Origin of the sequence: Halomonas sp. A29 (assembly GCF_046723295.1) — a bacterium.
GTDB lineage: Bacteria > Pseudomonadota > Gammaproteobacteria > Pseudomonadales > Halomonadaceae > Halomonas.
In genome coordinates this window covers 154750-174600 of the sequence record NZ_JAXQPR010000005.1, presented here as the reverse complement: position 1 = coordinate 174600, position 19851 = coordinate 154750, and the positions used below count along the sequence as shown (strand labels likewise).

Here is a 19851-nt window from a genome sequence, read left to right as displayed (position 1 = left end):
CAAGCCGCTGCCGCTACACCGGGGGAAGTAAAGTCACCCGTGTGGCGAGCAGGATCAGCGAGGCGACGGTCAGGGCCAGCCAGGGACAGGGCGCGAGTGAAGCGCGTGGCTTGCGTTGCCAGGCCAGGCGCACCAGCGCGCAGACCACCAGCCCCAGCAGTCCACCACCAAGCAGATCGGTAAACCAGTGCACGCCAATGACCAGGCGCGACAGCGCCATGGGCAGGGTCAGGGCAATGGCCAGCCAGTAGGCCCAGAAGCGTCGCTGATGAGGAAGTTCCTGGGCGACGAAGGCCGCGGCCAGGCCATACAACACGACGGCGGAGGAGGCATGGGCGCTGGGATAGGCCAGCGAACCGGTGAGGTAGTCCGGCGTGTCCGGGCGTGGCCGGCCGATCAGCGCCTTGCCCAGGGTATTGAGCAGGGCGATACCGCCCAATCCAGCGGCAATATGGGCAAAGGCGCTCATGTGTCGCCTGGCCAGCAGCCACAGTCCCCACGGAATTACCAGCGCCAGGATGCCATACATGTCCCCGATGCGGGCCAGGAGCAGGCTCGCCTCGGGCAGGGCCGGCACGACCAGGTTGTCGAACAGGGCCTGGATCTGCAAGTCGATGGGGAAAGGGCCGCGCTGGCGAATGATGGCGATGGTCAGCCCCGAAAGCCCGCCCAGTGAAAAAATCAACAGCAGCCAGCTGGCCAGCGGCACTTCTCCGCGGCGCCAGCTTCGCTTCAGCCACGCGCGGCGCATCAGCGGATAGCGTCTCGCGGTTTGCGCCAACAGGCGATACACGCGACCGGATCGGCTTACCTGATAGCGCAGCCACGAAAAGGCCACCACCAGGACCACCAGCGCAATGCTCACTGCGATCAGCAACTGCTCAAGCCCGGCGGGAAACGTCAGCAGCTGCTGCCAGGTCTGCCCCAGCAAGTATCCCGGCAAGACGTAGGCCGGGGCCCAGAGTGCCGCCGACGCAAGGTTGGCCCAGAGGAAGGCCCGCGGCGACATGTGCAGCATGCCGGCGATAAGCGGAATCACGGGGCGCACCGGACCGACAAAGCGACCGAAAAACACCGACAGGCTGCCGTAGCGCTGGAAGAAGCGGGCGCCGCGTGCCAACCACTCCGGATGACGCGACAAGGGCCACAGCCGCGTGACCCGCTCACGCTGGGTGTAGCCCAGGGCAAAGCTGATGCCGTCGCCCAGGACTGCACCGATGAATGCCGCCATCAGCAAGGAGGTCACGGCCATGTCCTGATGGCCCGCCAACGAGGCCACCGCCGTGATCAGGACCACGCCGGGTAGCAGCAGACCCACCAGGGCCAGCGACTCGAGCAGGGCGATAGCGCCCACGATCAGGAGCAGCATCTCGGGGGGTGGAGCAAGTTGCAGCAGGGTCTCGGTCAGGCTCAAACATCAACTCCTTGTTTCCCAACTCCGGTTCTCAGCGGCCTTTTTCAGCTGTCGCTGAGGTGTCGCGCCATGGTCAGCAGACGCTGTTCGAAGCGCGGCCAGCTCTCGCCTGGGAGGCGCTGGCAATGGGCGATGGTCGCTCGCAGTGGGCCGGTATCCACCAAAACCGTGGTTTCCAGCGCCTGCTCGATGCGCTGCTGCACCATCTGTGCACCGCTCTGACTGGTGTCGGGCAACACCAGCCAGAAGGTGGAGGCGCTCTGCCGGCCGAGAAAATCATGGCGTCGTGAGCAGCGGTTGACGGCCAGGCATAGCGCGTCGAGCAGGGATTGGCGTGCGCGGTTGCCGAACTGCTCGCTGGCCATTTCCAACTGGGGCAGATGGAGCGTCAGCACGGCAAAGGGTTGGCCGAGAAACTGGGTGCGCTGATACTCGCTAGCCAACAGCTCGTGCAAGGATTCGCGCGCCAAGGCGTTACACTGGGGATCGCGCGGGTTGGTGGCGTCCAGCAGTGCCTGCTGGCGGCGTTGCTCCCACGGCACCAGGGCGGCCACCAGTGCCATTGCGACATAGCTCAATGCCAGATGCGCGTCCAACTGAGAGTCGTGGAGCAGGAGCCAGACAGGGGCCAGCAGCAGATTGAGCAGCATTGCGGAGGCGAGCGGCAGCAGCAATACCGTGAGCAGGGGGGCGAATCCGAGCCACATGATGCCCGACTCGTCGAGCCAGGGCAGCTCCAGGACCAACATCGTGTAGCCGACGATCAGCGCCAGGTAGGCCGACAGCCGCGCCTGGCTGGCGCGCGCGATGCACATGAGGCAGGCCACCAGCATGACCAGGGCGAGAGATGCCGGCAGCAGGATACGATTGTAGTCGCCCATCAGATAGCGCCAGATCGCATAGCCGCCTAGCAAGAAAATGGAGATGGCGTAGGCAACGATGATACGCGTCGTGTGGTTGCGATTGTCGTCAGCCATTGGCGCTCTCCGGCTCGACCAGCAAATCCTCGCGCTGACGTTCGAAACGTTGGACCGCCTCCTCGAGCGTACCGAGATCGTTCAGCGAGGCGAAGCGAACCTTGGCGTTGGGCCGCAGTCCTTTGAGTAGCGTATGGCGCCGTTCACTGGCTTGCTTGCTGTTTCGGCTGAGCAGCAGCGTGGCCAGGGTGCGGTGATCGAGGCGATAGCAGTTCTCGAACTCGTGGGTCAGGCGGCACAGATCCTGGGCCAGTGGCCAGAGCTGACGCCGCGACGTGCGCAGCAGCATCAGCTCGGCGTGCACGCCTTCGCGGCGGCAGCGGGCGCGCTCCCGGCGCAGGTCGGTGGCAAGCTGCTCCCCGCTCCACAGCGGAAGCCCCGGTACCAGACGCATGCGCTGGCGCGCGGCAGCGCGCGTCGGCAGCAGATGGCGATTGCGTGCCAGGCCGAGCAACATCAGTGGCAGCAGCACCAGCCCGGAGAACAGCGTCTGCTCGATCCCCAGCAGGTCCGCCAGCATCCACCAGGTCAGCGTCGCCAGGCCACAGGTGAGGGTCAGTACCCAGCCGGGCTGAGGCAGCATCAGCAGGGCGGGCCAGACCCACAGCCACAGCGCGTGGCGCTCCGGATCGGCGATGAGCAGGCCGGCCAGCAGCAGGCTGGGCAGCAACTGCCAGGGCACGGTGGCGGGGCGGCGATGGCTCATCTCGAGCAGGCTGGCCGTTACCATCAGCCAGACGCTGGCCAGGACCAGCAACAGGGCGCTGGAAAGCCGCTCCGAGAGGTAAGCCAGCAGGATCAGCAGTAGCGCTGCGGCCCACAGGTTCAGGCGCATCAGCCCGACTTTGTACTTGCTCTGCATGGTGCCTTACTATGGAGTTCGAAAAGGTATCGCGCCAGTATAACGCCCGTAGCGCCATGTGGCGCTCTGCCCAGGAGAACTTCATTCAGCATGTCCGCTCACGCCTCTCAAACCGAACGCACCGATGCTGCGGTGGGTGATGTGGTTGCCTACATGAACCGCCTCGGCCAGGCGGCACGAGCCGCTGCCACTCATATGCGGCGTGCCGTCACCGGCGACAAGAACCGCGCCCTGCTGGCAATGGCCGAAGAGCTCCAGCGCCGCCGCAGTGAAGTGTTGGCAGCCAACGCCGCCGATCTGGCACGCGGTCGTGACAATGGCCTGGAATCAGCTCTGCTGGATCGTCTGGCACTGGACGACAGCCGGCTCGACGCCATGGTTGAGGGCCTGCAGCAGGTGGCGGCACTGCCAGATCCCGTCGGTGAGATCGAAGGGCTGCGGTTCCGTCCCAGCGGTATTCAGGTGGGCCAGATGCGAGTGCCGCTCGGTGTGATCGGCATCATCTACGAGTCGCGGCCCAATGTGACCATGGAGGCTGCCAGCCTGTGCCTGAAGTCGGGCAATGCGAGCATTCTGCGTGGAGGCTCCGAGGCGCGCGACTCCAACGCCGCAATTGCCGCCTGCATCCGCGAGGGGCTGCGTGTGGCCGGGCTGCCGGAGAATGCCGTGCAGGTGGTGGCTACCACTGACCGTGCCGCAGTGGGGCAGCTGATCGCCATGCCGGAGTACGTTGATGTGATCATTCCCCGCGGTGGCAAGTCCCTGATCGAGCGTGTCTCGCGCGAAGCACGAGTACCGGTGATCAAGCACCTGGATGGAGTATGCCATGTCTATATCGATGCCACGGCGGACCCCGAGAAGGCATTGGCAATAGCCGTCAATGCCAAGACGCAGCGCTACGGTACCTGCAACACCATGGAAACGTTGCTCATCGATGCGCCCGTTGCCGCAGGGCTGCTGCCGCAACTGGCCGAGGCCTATGCCGAGCACGGCGTCGAGCTGCGCGGCTGCGAACGTGCCCGGGCCATTCTCGCCGACATCGCCATCGCGAACGAGGACGATTGGCATGCCGAATATCTGGCCCCGATACTGGCGGTGCGGGTGGTCGATGGCATCGACGATGCCATCGAGCACATCGAGCGCTACGGCTCCCACCACACCGATGCCATCGTCACCGACGACTACGGGCTGGCACGTCGCTTCATGGCCGAGGTCGATTCCAGCTCGGTGATCGTCAATGCCTCGACCCGCTTCGCCGATGGCTTCGAGTACGGCCTGGGCGCCGAAATCGGCATCTCCACCGACAAGCTGCACGCCCGGGGGCCGGTGGGGCTCGAGGGCCTGACGACTCGCAAGTACGTGGTGTTGGGCGACGGCCAGGTTCGCCGGTGACCTCGCATCAGACCAGTGCGCTGCCGGAGCGGCATGCCGTCGCACCGTTGCTGCCGCCGCGGGTGGCCATGCTGGGCGGCACCTTCGACCCCGTTCATCTGGGGCACCTGCGCAGCGCCGTGGAATTGCTCGAGGTCCTGGAGCTGGACCGGATTCACATGGTGCCGGCCAAGGTACCGCCTCTGCGCGGCACGCCTCAGGTCACGCCCGAAGAGCGTCTGGCGCTGTTGCGGCTGGGCATTGGCGACACGCCCGGGCTCATCGCCGACCCGCGCGAACTCGAGCGCGATGGACCCTCGTACAGTGCCGACACTCTTGCCAGCCTGCGCAGCGAATACGGCAGTCAGGCCAGGCTGGTCATGGCGCTGGGCCATGATGCCTTCCTGCGCCTGGCCGACTGGCACTTGCCGCAGCGCCTGTTCGAGTTGGCTCACCTGGTGGTGATCGATCGCCCCGACTTTGAAGCCCCATTGCCTGCAGCCCTGGCTGAACTGATCGAGGGGCGTGAGGTCGATAACCCTCGTGCCTTGATGCAGCGCCCGGCGGGCAGCCTGCTGCGCCTTGCGCTACCCACGCGGATGGCGATATCGGCAACCGAGATTCGCCAGCGCCTGGCGGCGGATCGCAGTGTCCGCTTTCTACTACCTGAAGCCGTTGAGGCGAGGATTCTCGCCAACTTGCTTTATCACTGTCGTTGAGCGCTGCCAGCGGCTGCCCAAGGCGGTACAATGGCGCGACCAAGACTTCCCGTTGATGAGGGGCTATGCAGAACGATTCGCTCAAGACTCTGGTAGTAGAGGCATTGGATGATCTCAAGGCCAAAGATGTCGCACTACTGGACGTATCCCGGCTGACCAGCGTGACCGACCTGATGGTCGTGGCCAGCGGCACCTCCACGCGTCACGTTGCCGCGCTTGCCGATCACGTGGTCCAGCAGGCCAAGGCCAAGGGCCTTCAGCCGCTGGGCGTGGAAGGGCAGGCCGGGTCCGATTGGGTCTTGGTGGACCTGGGCGATATCGTCGTCCATGTCATGCTCCCCGAGACCCGCCAGCTTTACGACCTGGAACGGCTGTGGGCCGATCTGCCGAGCGATTCGGAGCAACAGCAGGAGCACGGCGGCGCATGAGGATCCGCCTGCTGGCGGTTGGAACGCGCATGCCGGGCTGGGTCAATGAAGGTGTCGAGGAGTACCGCAAGCGTCTACCCCGCGACTTCGCGCTGGAGATCGAGGAGATCGTTCCCGGCCAGCGTGGCAAGAATGCCGATACGGCCAAGGCCGTGGCGCTCGAGGCCAAGCGTATTCGCGAGCGGCTGCGGGGCGATGAATTCACCGTCGCACTCGAGGTCGATGGCAAGGCCTGGAGTACCGAACGCCTGGCCCGTGAGGCCGAAGCCTGGCGCCTCGAGGGGCGCGACGTGGTGCTGCTGGTCGGTGGGCCGGAGGGGTTGGCCCCAGAGCTCTCGGCCGCGGCCGATCGGCGCTGGTCGCTGTCACCGCTGACCCTGCCACACCCGCTGGTCAGAGTGTTACTGGCCGAACAGCTCTATCGCGCCTGGACCCTGATGGTAGGGCACCCTTATCACCGCTGAATGGCGGCTTTACGACAACCTTGAGTCGAGACCCTTTCCGGCATGCGAGATCGCCGCGACACCTTGAAGAACCCCGAGCAGGAACTGCGCATCTTTCGTGTGCGTGTGTTTCTGGCGGTGCTGACGATCCTGCTCTTGACCGGGCTGCTGGCGGGGAGGCTGGTGTATCTGCAGGTGGTTCAACATGAGGTCTACAGCACTCGCTCCGAGAAGAATCGCGTGCGGGTGGAACCGCTGCCGCCCACCCGTGGGTTGATATACGATCGTAATGGCGTGCTGCTGGCCGAGAATCGGCCCACCTACAACCTGACCCTGACCCGTGAACGAGTCGATAACCTCGATGCTACCCTGGACCGGCTCGAGGAACTGCTCGAGCTGACTCCGGAAGAGGCCGAAGGTTTTCGTGTTCGCGCGCGCCAGCCCCAGCGGCCGTTCCAGCCGGCGCTGCTGATGAGCGATCTCGACGAGGTGCAGATCGCGCGGCTGGCGGTCAACCGTCATCGCCTGCCCGGGGTCGAGGTCGAGGCCCAGTTACTGCGCTATTACCCCGATGCTCGGATCATGGCTCATGCGCTGGGTTATGTGGGGCGCATCAACGCCGAGGAGGTCAAGACACTCGATCCGGGCCGCTACGCCGGCACCCATTTCATCGGCAAGACCGGCGTCGAGCGTTTCTATGAAGACGTGCTGCACGGCGAGGCCGGCCTGCGCCAGGTCGAGACCAACGCACGGGGGCGGGTGCTGCGCGAGCTTGGACGCACCGATCCGGTACCCGGCCAGAACCTGACCTTGACCATCGACAGGGAACTGCAGCACCTGGCCTATGAATTGCTCGACGGAAGGCGCGGTTCCATCGTCGCTATCGCGCCCAAGACCGGTGAAATCCTGGCCATGGTGTCGGCGCCCGGATTCGACAGCAATCAGTTCGTGACCGGCATCGACTTCGCTTCCTATCGTGCGCTGCAAGAGGATATCGACCTGCCGCTGTTCAATCGAGCGATTCGCGGCCAGTATCCGCCGGGTTCCACGATCAAGCCATTTCTCGCCCTGGCCGGCCTGGTCGAAGGGGTGATCACCCCTGACCGAACGATCAACGATCCTGGCTTCTATCAGCTGCCCAACGACAGCCGGCGTTATCGCAACTGGCTGCGCTGGGGACATGGTCGGGTCGACATGGAGCGTTCCATCGCCGTCTCCAATAACACCTACTACTATTCCCTCGCCCACGAGATGGGGATCGACCGTCTGCACGGACAGATGAGTGCCTTCGGTTTCGGTCAGCGTGTCGGCCATGACGTGTTCGGCGAGAGCGGGGCATTGATGCCCTCGCGGGACTGGAAGCGGGCTCGCTTCAATCAGCCCTGGTATCCCGGTGAAACGCTTTCGGTGGGTATCGGTCAGGGCTATTGGCAGGTCACCCCGCTGCAACTGGCAACGGCTACGGCCGTGCTTGCCAATCGAGGAAAATGGGTCAGGCCACGCCTGGCGAGCCGAATCGGTGACGACCCGGTGCCAACGCGGCTGCCGGACACGCCCGACGATATCGTCATCAGCAATGAGGGTTGGTGGGACCGGGTCTTCTCCGGCATGGAGAAGGTTCTCACCGGCAACGAAGGTACGGCCAGGCGTACTGGCGTGGGGCTCGAATATCGCATGGGCGGAAAGTCCGGTACCGCCCAGGTCTTCTCGCTGGGACAGGACCAGAAATACAACGCCGAAGAGCTGGCCGAGAGGCTGCGCGACCATGCGCTGTTCATGGCCTTCGCTCCGTTGGAGGATCCTCAGATCGCGGTTGCCGTGATTGTGGAGAATGCCGGCGGCGGGAGTACCCATGCGGCGCATCTGGCACGGGCCATGACCGATGCCTGGCTGCTGGAAGAGGATGCGCCCGATGCGGACGAAATACTCGAGGCGATGGAGAGCGACAACAGTACCGTGGCAGGGAACTGAGCGATGGCATTGATAGGGCTGACCAAAGGGCTGCGGGCCCGGCCAGTACGGGCGCCGGAAAGCGGCATTTCACGCCGCAAGAGCCTCTGGGAGCGAACGCATCTCGATCCCTGGTTGCTGCTGTTGCTGCTGGTGCTGCTGGTGGCGGGGCTCGGAGTGCTCTACAGCGCCAGCGGGCAGCGGCTCGAGGTCGTTCTGGCGCAGGGCACGAGATTCCTGGTGGCAGCCGTGGTGATGGTGGTGCTGGCCCAGCTTCCTCCCGCTACTCTGCTGCGCTGGGCGCCGCTGGTCTATGGGGTTGGCCTGCTGATGCTGGTGGCGGTGGAGCTCGTCGGCGACGTTGGCATGGGGGCACAACGTTGGCTGGTCATCCCCGGCGTGGTTCGATTCCAGCCTTCCGAGCTGATGAAGCTGGCCATGCCGCTGATGCTGGCTGCGTGGCTAAGCCGGCGCCAGTTACCACCGCGCTGGAGGGACCTGCTGGTATGCGCTGCGCTGCTCGGTTTGCCCGTCATGCTGATCGCCAAGCAGCCGGACCTGGGCACCTCGCTGCTGGTAGGGTGTGCCGGGGTCTTCGTCGTGCTGTTGGCAGGTCTTTCCTGGCGCTTCATCGTCTTTCTTTCGGTCGTTGCCGCTTCGGCACTGCCACTGCTGTGGATGAATCTGCACAACTATCAGCGCCAGCGTGTGCTCACCTTTCTCAACCCTGAAAGCGACCCGCTGGGTGCCGGCTGGAACATCATCCAGTCGACCACGGCCATCGGCAGTGGCGGCCTGTGGGGCAAGGGCTGGCTGGAGGGAACCCAGTCGCAGCTCGAATTCCTGCCCGAGCGGCACACCGACTTCATCGTGGCGGTACTCGGTGAAGAGTTCGGCCTGGTGGGCATGCTGCTCGTATTGCTGCTCTATCTCTTGATCGTGGTGCGCGGGCTGTGGCTTGCCGCCGCATCGCACGATACCTTTGGGCGGCTGCTGGGGGGCAGCATCATCCTCACCTTCTTCATTTACGTCTTCGTCAACGTGGGCATGGTCAGCGGGATTCTCCCGGTGGTCGGTGTGCCCCTCCCGCTGGTCAGCTACGGTGGGACCTCCAGCGTGACCTTGTTGGCGGGATTCGGTATTCTCATGTCCATTCATGGGCACCGTCGATTGCTGCCGCGCTAGTCGGCTGGCGGGCGGGGCCGAGCGATGTTGGCCGCAGTCAGGGAGTGAGCATGACGCCGTTGAAAACGTGGGGAAGGATCGGCGGGGCTGCGGCGGCAGCGGCCCTTTGGTTGCTGACGCCGACGCTGCATGCTGCGGATTTTTCGCCTGCTGAGCGCGAAGAAGTCAGGCAACTGGTCGATGAGCTTGCCGAGCGAGGCATCGAGCGCGATTGGCTGGAAACAGCCCTGCATGATGCCGCTTTCCAGCAGAGTGTGCTCGATGCCATGGAGGGAGCGGTAGAGCGCCGGCTGCGCTGGGACGAATACCGCGAGATATTCCTTCAGCCGGAGCGTATTGCCAGCGGTGTCGCCTTCATCGAGGCTCACGAGGACGCCTTCGCCCGTGCTCAGGCCGAGTACGGCGTGCCGCCGGAAATCATTGCCGCCATCATCGGGGTCGAAACCAGCTACGGTCGCTTTACTGGACGTCATCGCGTCATCGATTCCCTTGCCACCCTGGCTTTCCACCATCCGGTGCGCGGTAATTTCTTTCGCGGTGAATTGGCTGCCTTTCTCGAGATCACCCATGAACAGGAGGTAGAGCCCGGCAGTCTCAAGGGGTCCTATGCCGGAGCCATGGGCTATCCCCAGTTCATTCCCACCAGCTACCGTGCCTATGCGGTGGACTTCGACGGCGATGGGCAGCGTGACCTGTGGACCAACCCGGTCGATGCCATTGGCAGCGTGGGCAACTATTTCACCGAACATGGCTGGCGCCGCGGTGAACCCATCTATACCGAGGCCGATGGTCCTGACACCCCGCCCGGAGCGATCGACTTCAACCGTACCCAGCGGCCCTATCTCGAACTGACAGAGCTGGGGCAGGCCGGGATCGTGCCCCAGGAAGAACTCGATGCGTCGACCAAGGTCATCCCGCTGGCCCTGGAGATGGACGATACGGCCTGGCGCTATCGTCTGGGGTACGAGAATTTCTACGTCATTACCCGCTACAACCATAGCCATCTCTATGCCATGGCCGTGACCGAGCTGGCCGAAGCGATAGCGGACTCGCGCGAGCTGGAGCCTTTCCCGCTATCTGCCTCCGTGGCTGCCGAGCAGGAGGATTCTCTGTGAAAGTGCTGTGGATGGTTCTGGCCATATCGACGCTGATGGCAGGCTGTGCCGGTAACGGATCGAGTGCGCCGGCACAGCGGGACGGCGCTTCGAAGGCTCCGGCCGCGGCGTCGACGAGCGGTGGGCGCTACGCCATGAGCGGTGATGCCTACCCCGAGAACCCGCCCGACGTCAGTCAGATTCCCGATGCCGTGCCCCGCGTGGAGTCACCCTCGCGGGGCGGCAACCGCCCCGTTTATGAGGTATGGGGGAAGACCTACCAGGTGCTGCCGGATGCCCGCGGCTACGCGCGCCAGGGCACCGCCTCCTGGTACGGCGAGAAATTCCACGGATATGCCACATCCAATGGCGAGATCTACGACATGTACAAGATGAGCGCGGCACATCGTTCCTTGCCGCTGCCCACCTATGCTCGTGTCACCAGCCTGGACAATGGTCGCTCGGTGATCGTGCGCGTCAATGATCGCGGCCCCTTTCACAATGATCGTGAGATCGATCTCTCCTATGCGGCCGCCGCACGGCTCGACATTCTTGACCGCGGCACGGGTAGGGTGAAGGTCGAAGCGATCGATCCTGTGGTATGGCTGGCAGAAAATGGCGGCAACGGAGCGAACCGGACGACTTCGGCCGCTGTCCAACCGGGGGCGGGTTCCTCGGCGCAAGCCGCTGCGGCGCGTCAGGCCGATAGCTCACCGGCGCGCTCCGCAGCACCTGCTACCGGTGCTGCGCAAAGCAATGGCCAGCGTGAAAGCGACGGGACGCCGATCTATCTGCAGATCGCCGCGCTGGGGTCGGCCGACAACGCTCGGGCGCTCAAGGTTCGCCTCGAGCGCGAGCTTTCCCACCCCGTGCGCGTCTCGGATGCCACCGGCATGTACCGGGTCCAGGTTGGCCCCCTGGCGCATGCCGGACAAGTCGAGCCTGCCCGTGCTGAACTGAGACGTGCCGGTTTCGACCAAGCCTTTATCGTCAACGGCGCCGATTAATCGGTGCGCTTATTCCCTTGACCCTTCTCGACGTAGCGATGAGATCCATGCCCATGCGAGTGCTGTTTTCCCGTTTCCGCTCACGGCTTCTACCGTTGACGCTATTTGGCCTGCTGTTGGTCGTTTCCCATGCCCTGGCCCAGGTGCCGTCCCCCCAGCCTCAACCTCAACCCCAGACCATGATACCGGCGCCGCCACAGATCGCAGCGAAGTCCTGGATCCTCATGGATGCCGATAGCGGCAGGGTACTGGTGGAGCATAACGCCGACGAGCGCCTGCCGCCGGCGAGCCTGACCAAACTGATGACCGCCTATCTGGTCGAACGGGAACTGGACCGCGGCAACATCGGCCTGGACGACAGGGTGCGCATCAGCGAGAACGCCTGGCGTACAGGTGGTTCCAAGATGTTCATCGAGGTCAACACCGAGGTCGCCATCCGCGACCTGCTCTACGGCATCATCATCGCCTCGGGCAACGACGCCAGCGTGGCCGTGGCCGAGCACCTGGCCGGTGGCGAAGCCCCCTTCGCAGATCTGATGAATCAACATGCCACGCGGTTGGGGCTGCACAACACCAACTTCGCCAATGCCACCGGTCTGCCACATCCCGAGCAGTACTCCTCGGCGCGTGACATGGCGCTGCTTTCCCAGTACATCATCAACGATTATCCCGAGCACTACGCCGTTTACGCCGAGAAGTACTTCACCTACAACGATATTCGTCAGCCGAACCGTAACCGCTTGCTGTGGCGTGACCCCACCGTCGACGGGCTCAAGACCGGCTGGACCACGGAGGCCGGCTATGGCCTGGTGGCATCGGCCAAGCGCGACGACATGCGCCTGATCTCGGTGGTGATGGGTACCAGCTCGGAGGAGTCTCGTGCCCAGGAGACGCAGAAGCTGCTGAGCTATGGCTTCCGCTATTACGAGACACTGGCCCTCTACGAACAGGGGGCGGTACTGAATACGCCACGCATCTGGGGCGGCGAGAAGAACGAGCTGCGGGTCGGCGTCGACCGTAACGTTGCGATGACGTTGCCACGCGCGCGCAATCAGGAGCTCAGCGCACGCTTGGATATTCGCCAGGACCTGACCGCGCCGATCAGTCTCGGCGACCGTGTGGGTACGCTGGAGGTACGCCTGGGTGACGAGATCGTAGGCGAGCAACCACTGGTGGCCCTCGAGGCGATCGAGGAGGGGGGGCTGTTCAAGCGTCTCTTCGACCAGGTGCGGCGCTTCTTTGCCAACCTGCTCGGCGGCTGGTTCTAGAGACGGCTTGTCGCTGCGGGCTTGGTCGATGAGAAATAGTTGAGTAAAATGCTCGGGAATTGTCTTCGAGACCGTGTAGAGAGCCATGTCAGACAACGAACTGCGTGACCTGCGTCAGCCAACGGCGGCGAGTACGTCGCCGCCAACGATCACCTTCCCTTGCGATTACCCGATCAAGGTGGTGGGTGACGCTGCCGAGGACTTTACCGCCACCGTCTGTCAGGTGGTGCTGCGTCATGATGCCAGCTTCGATGCATCCAACATCGAGGTGGTGGAGAGCCGCAATGCCCGCTTTCAGTCGGTACGGCTGACCCTGCGCGCTACCGGAGAAGCCCAGCTCAAGGCGCTGTTCGCCGAGCTCAAGGCCACCGGGCGCGTGCATATGGTGGTGTAGGTTGGCCGGGCAGGGCGCCGGTGCGCCAATCGCGCTGCTGCGACTGGGACGGCGCCCCTACCTGCCTGTATGGCAAGCCATGCGCGAGCTGACCGACAGCCGTGGCGAGGAGACGCCGGATCAGTTCTGGCTGGTGGAGCACGACCCGGTTTTTACCCAGGGGCAGGCGGGCAAGCCCGAGCATCTGCTGATGCCGGGCGACATCCCGGTGGTGCAGACGGATCGCGGTGGGCAAGTGACCTATCACGGGCCCGGGCAAGTGGTGCTCTATCCGTTGCTCGACGTGCGCCGGGCCCGGCTGGGCGTTCGAGATCTGGTTTCGGCGCTGGAGAACGCCGTCGTTGCCGTACTGGCAGAGCATGGCGTCGAGGCGCATGCGCGTCCGAACGCGCCGGGTGTCTATGTCGGCGAAGCCAAGATCGCCTCGCTGGGCCTGCGCATCCGTCGTGGCGCCAGCTATCACGGCGTGGCCCTCAACGTCGACGCTGACCTGGCTCCGTTCCAGCGTATCAACCCCTGTGGCTATGCCGGCATGGCCATGACGCGCCTGGCCGACCTCATCTCCGGGCCGCCTTCCACCGAACAGGTCGGCATACGGCTTGCCGAATGCCTGGCGCAGCAGTTGGGGCTGGGCGTGGAGACTGCTGCAGAGGCGGAACTGTCGAAGCGGTTAGCCGTCATCGAGGTGGAAAACGATTGACCCGCTGCCCATCGTTCTCTGCGGTGAGCAGGCGACAACGAAGAAGGCGACCCTGGAGGTCGCCTTCTGCGTTCTTGGGCTCTTCGGCCGCATCCGTTTCAGCCGACGTTGAGCGCCTGGATACGATTGGGGTCGGGCGCCTGCCCCGGTACCTCGGCCGGCGCGGCCAGCCCCAGGTTGTTCTTCTCGAATACCCGGTCGGCACGGTAGCTGGAACGCACCAAGGGGCCGGACGCCACCTCCATGAAGCCCTTCTCCAGGCCCAACTGGCGATAGCGCTCGAATTCGTCCGGCGTCACCCAGCGCTCCACCGGCAGGTGGTTGCGGGTGGGGCGCAGGTACTGGCCGAGGGTGACGATATCCACGTCGATGGCGCGCAGGTCGTCGAAGGTGGCGAGTATTTCCTCATCCGTCTCGCCGAGCCCCAGCATCAGGCTGGTCTTGGTCAGCACGTCGGGGCGGTGGCGCTTGGCATGGGCCAGCACGTCGAGGGTCTTGCGGTAACCGGCACGTGGGTCACGTACGTAGTGAGTCAATCGCTCCACCGTTTCGACATTCTGGGCGAACACTTCGAGACCGGAGTCGACCACCTGCTCGATGGCGGACGGCTCACCGTCGAAGTCGGGTGTCAGTGCCTCGACCACTACCGCCGGGGTGTTGGTCTTGATCGCCCGGATGCACTCGGCATAGTGGGCAGCACCACCGTCGGGCAGATCGTCGCGGTCGACGGAGGTCAGCACCACGTAGCGCAGCCCCATCAGTTCTACCGACTTGGCGGTGTTGGCCGGCTCTTCGCTGTCCAGCCAGCCACCCGGATTGCCGGTATCGACGGCGCAGAATCGGCAGGCGCGGGTACATACCGAGCCCATCAGCATGATGGTAGCCGTACCGTTGCTCCAGCACTCACCCATGTTGGGGCAGTGGGACTCGGCGCATACGGTGCTCAGGCGGTGCTCGTTGACGTTACGCTTTACCGCCTCGAAGCGGCCGCCTCCGGGAATCTGGGCGCGCAGCCATTGCGGCTTGCGTCCCGGCTCCGGGCGCTCCTCGGCCTGGCTGCGCTGCTTGATGCCATCCTTGATGGCGGCAAAGCCATGCTCGGTGCGGAACTTCGCGCCGCTCGGCACGCGTTTTGAGGTGTTGTCGCTCATAGGGTGTGAGCCCCTCCACTCGGCGGCTGCCACAGCCATGCCATGGTGCTGTGGGACGTCGAGTTCCGGAGAGCACCAGCCCGCATGGACAGCAATTGATACGATGGTCGCAGGCCCGTAATCTATCATACCCATGCCTGCCTGGCACAGCGGAGGGAGCCGACACTGCGTGCGTTATGAATCCCGCTGTGGCCAGCCTCAGCCGGGAGGTATCGGCAGGCAGACTACGCCGTGATCGGGCATCGCCCGTGGTGGCGCCTTGAAATGCGCCTCTATCTCGCCCAGCCGCTCGCGTACGAAACGCAGGAACAGCTCGGTCACCGGGGTGGGAAAGCGGTCCCGGGGGTAGACCGTGCACCAGGAGCGACGCAGAGGGAAGCCCGGCAGAGCTAGCTCGGCCAGCAGCCCCGCGCTGATCTCCAGCCGCACGGCCAGCCTTGGCAGTACCGTTACGCCCAGGTGCGCCATTACGCCTTGTTTGATCGCCTCGTTGGTCCCCAGCTCCATGGTATGCTGAAGCGCAACGTCCTGTTCGGCGGCAAGCTGCTCGAAGGCGGTGCGTACCCCCGAGCCCGACTCACGCATCAGCAGATAATGCCGGGCCAGATCCTCCAGGGTAGGAGCATGGGCTGCGAGCAGGGGGTGACCGGGCCAGACGATGGGGATCAGCTCGTTTTCCAGAAACGGCATGAACACCAGGTTGTCGTCGTCCTCGGGAACCATCGCCATGATGACCAGATCGTCGCGGCGAGCCGCCAATCGCTCCAGTGCCTGGCTGCGGTTGCATACCTGCAGCCGCACCTGAACGTTGGGGTAGTGGGCTCGGAAGCGGGCGATCAGGTGCGGCACCACGTACTGGGCCGTCGAGACGGCCGCCAGGTTGAGTTCCCCGGAAATCGTGCCGTCCATCTCGGAGAGTACCATCTGCAGGCGTGAAACCTGGCTGAAGATGGCCTGGGTCGACGCCGCCAATGCATCGGCCGCAGGCAGCACGTGCAGGATCTTGCCGGTGTATTTGAACAGCGGTTGCCCCAGGGCCTGCTCGAGCTGACGAATCTGCGCGCTGACCGCCGGTTGGGTCAGGCCCAGCCGCTCGGCAGCCCGGGAATAGGACTGCTGGCCATGCACGGCCTGAAACACCTGCAACTGGCGAAAGGTCAGGCGGTTCAGCAAGCTAGGCGTCGTCATCGATCAATCCGCTAGAGGGGTCGGGAGGCCCATTGAAGAAGCCCTTTCATGCTATCACTGCCGACGGGCAGGGTCATGCCGACGGCCTCGCCAGGCAGCGTCAACCATCGCCCGCTCCCTTTCTCGATGCCCTGCGTCAGGGAGGTTGGCGTGGCGTCATGCTGGCCGGTAGCGGGCTGGCTGCACTGCGTGCAGGCCAGGCCTGCGCCGAGCTCGAGCTGGCCTGGTGCGCCAGCGCCGGCACGTCCGGCGATGCCTTGGTGGAGCGTGCCCTGCGGCTGGGCTGCGATGCCGTGCATCCAGGGGAAACGGCAGCCAAGGAACAGTGGCTCCTCGCCCGTGGCTGTGCGCGGGCCGGGCTGGCCTTCATCGGCCCCCGGGAGTCGCTCATCGCCGCCATGTGCGACGACGATGCCACTCGTCAGTTGATGCGCGAGGCGGGGCTGCCGTTGGGCGAGATGTCGGCACAGGCGCCGCGGGTGCACCTTCCGGTATTGGCCGACTGCCGTGGCCAGGCGTTGGCGCTGGTCGAGCACGAGCTCCTCGGCGATGACTTCGCCATGGCGCCAAGCGAGCGGTTGACCCCGGAGCAACGCGCCTACCTTGGCCAGCTTGCCGTGCGGGGAGCTCTCTCGCTCGGACTGGTTGGCCTGGCAACGCTGAGCTTCTCGCTGGCTGACAACCGGCTGGGTTTCGTCGGCATGCGCCCAGGCCTGACGGGCTACGAGGGCCTGCCCGAGGTCTTGACCGGCCTCGACCTGGCAGTGGAACAGATTCGCCTGGTGGCGGGTGAGCGGCTCAGGCGCCCCCGGGTCGGGCACATGGGGCATGGTCCGGGGCGGCCAGGCCAGGCGCGTTTGCATCTGCTCTCTTCGTTAGCCGGCCAGTTGGGTGGTGGGCCCGGAGTCAGGCTCGACCGGCCTTGCCAACCCACTGCCGAGACCAATGTGCGGCTGTTGATCTGGGGGCGGGATGGGGCAGAGGCTGGACGGCGTGAGCGTCGTGCGCTGGCCGAGTGGGAAGGCGGTGGTGGGGGCGCGGGTGGCGATGCTGGCGCAAAGAATGACTGAGCAAATCGACGATCCAGTCACAAAAAATCGACAAAACGGCTGCGTCGAGGCGCCGCAGGGCGTACTATGCTTGTTGCATTGCAGCATTTTTACTCCTCCCGATGTCGATGTATGTATCATCGGAGCAGACTGGAGCCGAACATGAACACACTCTTGCCGACACCCTCCAAAGAAGCCCTCGACTTCCTGGACCCATTCGGTTTCGGCCGTGCCGCCTTCGATTACTGGCGGGATGCCATCGAACGCAGCGTGCTGTACATGGACGTGATGCGCGAGCGAGGCAACCAGTACCTCGAGCACATCGAGAAGACCAAGCCCAACGTGCTTGGCTTCGACGCCGAGGTGGTAATGGACGGCCGTAGCCTGCCGCGGCCGGTCAACTATGAGCTGATGCGCATCCTGCCTCCGCCTGGCATCGAGGTGGATCTCAAGTCGCGCCCCTTCGTGGTCGTCGATCCAAGGGCTGGACATGGCCCCGGCATCGGCGGCTTCAAGCCCGACAGCGAAATCGGCGTCGCCCTGCGCGCCGGCCATCCCTGCTACTTCATCGGTTTTCTGCCTTATCCCGAGCCAGGCCAGACTGTCGAGGACGTGGTAGAGGCCGAGATCGCCTTCCTGCGCAGGGTGATCGAGAATCATCCCGAATCGTGCGAGAAGCCCATGGTGGTGGGGAACTGTCAGGCGGGCTGGCAGATCATGATGGCGGCCTCGCTCGAGCCAGACTGCTTCGGACCGATCCTGATTGCCGGAGCACCACTCTCCTACTGGGCCGGTGAGCGGGGCAAGGCCCCCATGCGCTATACCGGCGGCATGACCGGCGGTAGCTGGATGACGACCCTGGCCAGCGACCTGGGCGATGGCCTGTTCGACGGTGCCCTGCTGGTACAGAACTTCGAACGTCTCAATCCTGCCAACACCTGGTGGGGCAAGCAGTATCGCCTCTACGCCAATGTCGATACCGAAGCCGAGCGCTATCTCAATTTCGAACGCTGGTGGGGCGGCCATGTGGTACTGGGCGGCGAGGAGATCCAGTACATCGTCGATAATCTGTTCGTCGGCAACCGGCTCTCCACCGCGCAACTGGTGACTTCGGACGGTCGTCGCATCGACCTGCGCAACGTGCGCTCGCCGGTGGTGGTGTTCTGCTCCCAGGGCGACGACATCACGCCACCGCCGCAAGCGCTGGGCTGGGTGCGCGATCTGTATGGCGACACCGACGATATCATCGCCAGCGAGCAGACCATCGTCTATTGCGTGCATGACAGTACCGGGCACCTGGGCATCTTCGTGTCGAGCAGTGTGTCGCGCAAGGAGCACGCCGAGTTCACCGCCAACATCGACTATATCGATGTGCTGCCACCGGGGCTCTACGAGACCACGGTAACCAGTGCCAAGGAACGTGACGATGCCGAACTGCTCGAGCGCGACTACCTGCTCGAGTTCAAGCCGCGCTCCATCGAGGGGCTCAACCGGGACGTGCTGCACCATCGCGAGGACGACGACACGCGTTTTGCCACCGTGGCGCGCATCTCGGAAATCAACCTGGGGCTCTATCGCCAGTTCGTGCAGCCATGGATTCGTGCCACGATAACCCCCGAGGCAGCACGCCTGATGCGCCGCATGCACCCGATCCGCCTGGGCTACAAGCTGCTGTCGGATCGCAACCCCCTGTCGGTGCCGTTACCGGTTCTGGCCGAATGGATCCGCGAGGATCGCCACCCCGTCTCCGAAGACAATATCCTGCGTACCATGGAGAGGACTGTTTCCGAACAGATCTCCCGTGGCCTGGATACCTGGCGCGAGATACGCGACCAGAACACCGAGCAACTCTTCCTGGCGGTATATGGACAGCCACTCCTTCAGGCCCTGGTTGGCCTGGGCGGCGATGCCCACGTGCACCGTCGCCAGCCCGGCAGCGAGCCGGAGCATCGTCGCTTCCTCGAGCGGCGCCAGGACGAGCTGCGCCAGCGCGTAGCCGAAGGTGGCATACATGAAGCGGTGATGCGCTCGGTGATCCATGTGCTGGGCGGCTCCCCCACGACGGATGAGCGCAACTTCAAGCGCCTGAGAGCCTCGCGGGCCGAACTGGAGCCGGGCAGCAGTCTGTCGGACTTCAAGCATCTGGTGCGCGAGCAGTTCTTCATTCTCAAGCTGGATCGCGACGCGGCGCTGGCGGCAATACCCCAACTGCTGGCGCGTGAGCGGGCTGAAACGATCCACGCCTCTCTGGAGCATATCGACCATGTGCTGGCAGCCAGCGGAGAGCTTTCCGAGCACGCCCGCAAGCGCTACGAGCACATTCAGGAGCTTTTCGGCGAGGCGTTGGAGCGGGTCGATCCGGCGGAGCGCCGCCTGGCCCTGGCCGAGCTTCACGACGAGGTGGCGACCGGTGCCAAGGCGGAGGCCGTTGCGCGCAGTGAGGTAGCGAGCTTGTTCAAGACCGAAGCCGAGGCACCCAAGCCTGATCGGCCCAAGCGTTCTCCCGGACCAAAGGCGACAGCCGCGAAGGCGCGGAAGCCGGCGTCCAAGCCTCGGGCCGATAGCCAATCCGATGCTGCAGAGAGCGAGGCGAACAGCAAGCCGACCGCTTCGCGCAAGCCACGCAAGCGTTGAACTAGAGGTAGAGGTTT

Annotated in this window: 18 protein-coding genes; 13 read left to right on the top strand and 5 right to left on the bottom strand. The window is 64.5% G+C overall.

Features of this window, described 5'->3' with window-relative positions; translation table 11 throughout:
• Positions 1–13 precede the first annotated feature (13 nt).
• The 3 genes from SPH52_RS11180 to SPH52_RS11170 are packed head-to-tail and all read right to left on the bottom strand — an operon-like array spanning position 14 to position 3253.
• Entirely contained in the window at positions 14–1414 is a 1401-nt protein-coding gene (locus tag SPH52_RS11180; protein WP_411795103.1) for a bifunctional DedA family/phosphatase PAP2 family protein, read from the bottom strand.
• Positions 1415–1458: 44 nt separating this feature from the next.
• Positions 1459–2391, bottom strand: coding sequence for a diguanylate cyclase domain-containing protein (locus tag SPH52_RS11175; RefSeq protein ID WP_411795102.1), 933 nt, complete (start codon positions 2389–2391; stop codon positions 1459–1461).
• Positions 2384–3253 (bottom strand): hypothetical protein, encoded by an 870-nt coding sequence (locus SPH52_RS11170; protein WP_411795101.1) that lies wholly within the window; start codon positions 3251–3253, stop codon positions 2384–2386. Before SPH52_RS11170 ends, SPH52_RS11175 begins: the two co-directional genes overlap by 8 nt.
• Positions 3254–3343: 90 nt before the next feature.
• Between SPH52_RS11170 and SPH52_RS11165 the strand changes: the two genes are divergently transcribed.
• The 11 genes from SPH52_RS11165 (at position 3344) to lipB (ending at position 13812) form a co-directional block, all read left to right on the top strand.
• The gene (locus tag SPH52_RS11165; protein ID WP_411795100.1) at positions 3344–4645 is read left to right on the top strand and encodes a glutamate-5-semialdehyde dehydrogenase; all 1302 of its coding nucleotides are present in this window, start codon (positions 3344–3346) and stop codon (positions 4643–4645) included.
• Between the two features lie 68 nt (positions 4646–4713).
• Positions 4714–5343 (top strand): nicotinate-nucleotide adenylyltransferase, encoded by a 630-nt coding sequence (gene nadD, locus SPH52_RS11160; RefSeq protein WP_411795336.1) that lies wholly within the window; start codon positions 4714–4716, stop codon positions 5341–5343.
• Between the two features lie 65 nt (positions 5344–5408).
• The gene (rsfS, locus tag SPH52_RS11155; protein ID WP_411795099.1) at positions 5409–5771 is read left to right on the top strand and encodes a ribosome silencing factor; all 363 of its coding nucleotides are present in this window, start codon (positions 5409–5411) and stop codon (positions 5769–5771) included.
• Positions 5768–6235: a 23S rRNA (pseudouridine(1915)-N(3))-methyltransferase RlmH gene (rlmH, locus tag SPH52_RS11150; RefSeq protein ID WP_411795098.1), complete on the top strand. Its 468-nt coding sequence runs from the start codon at positions 5768–5770 to the stop codon at positions 6233–6235. The genes rsfS and rlmH overlap by 4 nt, the downstream gene beginning before the upstream one ends.
• Positions 6236–6277: 42 nt before the next feature.
• Positions 6278–8185, top strand: a complete 1908-nt coding sequence (gene mrdA, locus SPH52_RS11145; RefSeq protein WP_411795097.1) for a penicillin-binding protein 2 — start codon at positions 6278–6280, stop codon at positions 8183–8185.
• A 3-nt stretch (positions 8186–8188) separates the two neighbouring features.
• Positions 8189–9349 carry a rod shape-determining protein RodA gene (rodA, locus tag SPH52_RS11140; RefSeq protein ID WP_411795096.1) on the top strand — a complete coding sequence of 387 codons (1161 nt, stop codon included), beginning with the start codon at positions 8189–8191 and terminating at the stop codon, positions 9347–9349.
• Positions 9350–9399: 50 nt separating this feature from the next.
• A complete protein-coding gene (gene mltB / locus SPH52_RS11135) occupies positions 9400–10464 on the top strand; it encodes a lytic murein transglycosylase B (RefSeq protein ID WP_411795095.1) in 1065 nt (354 codons plus the stop codon).
• Complete coding sequence (locus SPH52_RS11130; protein WP_411795094.1) at positions 10461–11450, top strand: septal ring lytic transglycosylase RlpA family protein; 990 nt, start codon at positions 10461–10463, stop codon at positions 11448–11450. The genes mltB and SPH52_RS11130 overlap by 4 nt, the downstream gene beginning before the upstream one ends.
• 53 nt (positions 11451–11503) lie before the next feature.
• Positions 11504–12718, top strand: coding sequence for a D-alanyl-D-alanine carboxypeptidase family protein (locus SPH52_RS11125; RefSeq protein ID WP_411795335.1), 1215 nt, complete (start codon positions 11504–11506; stop codon positions 12716–12718).
• An 85-nt stretch (positions 12719–12803) separates the two neighbouring features.
• Positions 12804–13112, top strand: coding sequence for a YbeD family protein (locus tag SPH52_RS11120; RefSeq protein WP_411795093.1), 309 nt, complete (start codon positions 12804–12806; stop codon positions 13110–13112).
• A 1-nt stretch (position 13113) separates the two neighbouring features.
• Complete coding sequence (lipB, locus tag SPH52_RS11115) at positions 13114–13812, top strand: lipoyl(octanoyl) transferase LipB (protein ID WP_411795092.1); 699 nt, start codon at positions 13114–13116, stop codon at positions 13810–13812.
• A 98-nt stretch (positions 13813–13910) separates the two neighbouring features.
• Here the strand turns inward: lipB and lipA are convergent, their stop codons facing one another.
• A complete protein-coding gene (gene lipA / locus SPH52_RS11110) occupies positions 13911–14963 on the bottom strand; it encodes a lipoyl synthase (RefSeq protein ID WP_411795091.1) in 1053 nt (350 codons plus the stop codon).
• A gap of 198 nt (positions 14964–15161) precedes the next feature.
• Positions 15162–16151 carry a LysR family transcriptional regulator gene (locus tag SPH52_RS11105; RefSeq protein WP_411795090.1) on the bottom strand — a complete coding sequence of 330 codons (990 nt, stop codon included), beginning with the start codon at positions 16149–16151 and terminating at the stop codon, positions 15162–15164.
• Between the two features lie 32 nt (positions 16152–16183).
• On the opposite strand from SPH52_RS11105, the gene SPH52_RS11100 reads away from it, so the two are divergent.
• Together SPH52_RS11100 and SPH52_RS11095 are read left to right on the top strand one after the other, a co-directional pair.
• On the top strand, positions 16184–17221 hold the full coding sequence (locus SPH52_RS11100; RefSeq protein WP_411795089.1) for a biotin carboxylase N-terminal domain-containing protein: 1038 nt from the start codon (positions 16184–16186) through the stop codon (positions 17219–17221).
• A gap of 141 nt (positions 17222–17362) precedes the next feature.
• Entirely contained in the window at positions 17363–19834 is a 2472-nt protein-coding gene (locus SPH52_RS11095; RefSeq protein WP_411795088.1) for a DUF3141 domain-containing protein, read from the top strand.
• Positions 19835–19851: the final 17 nt, after the last annotated feature.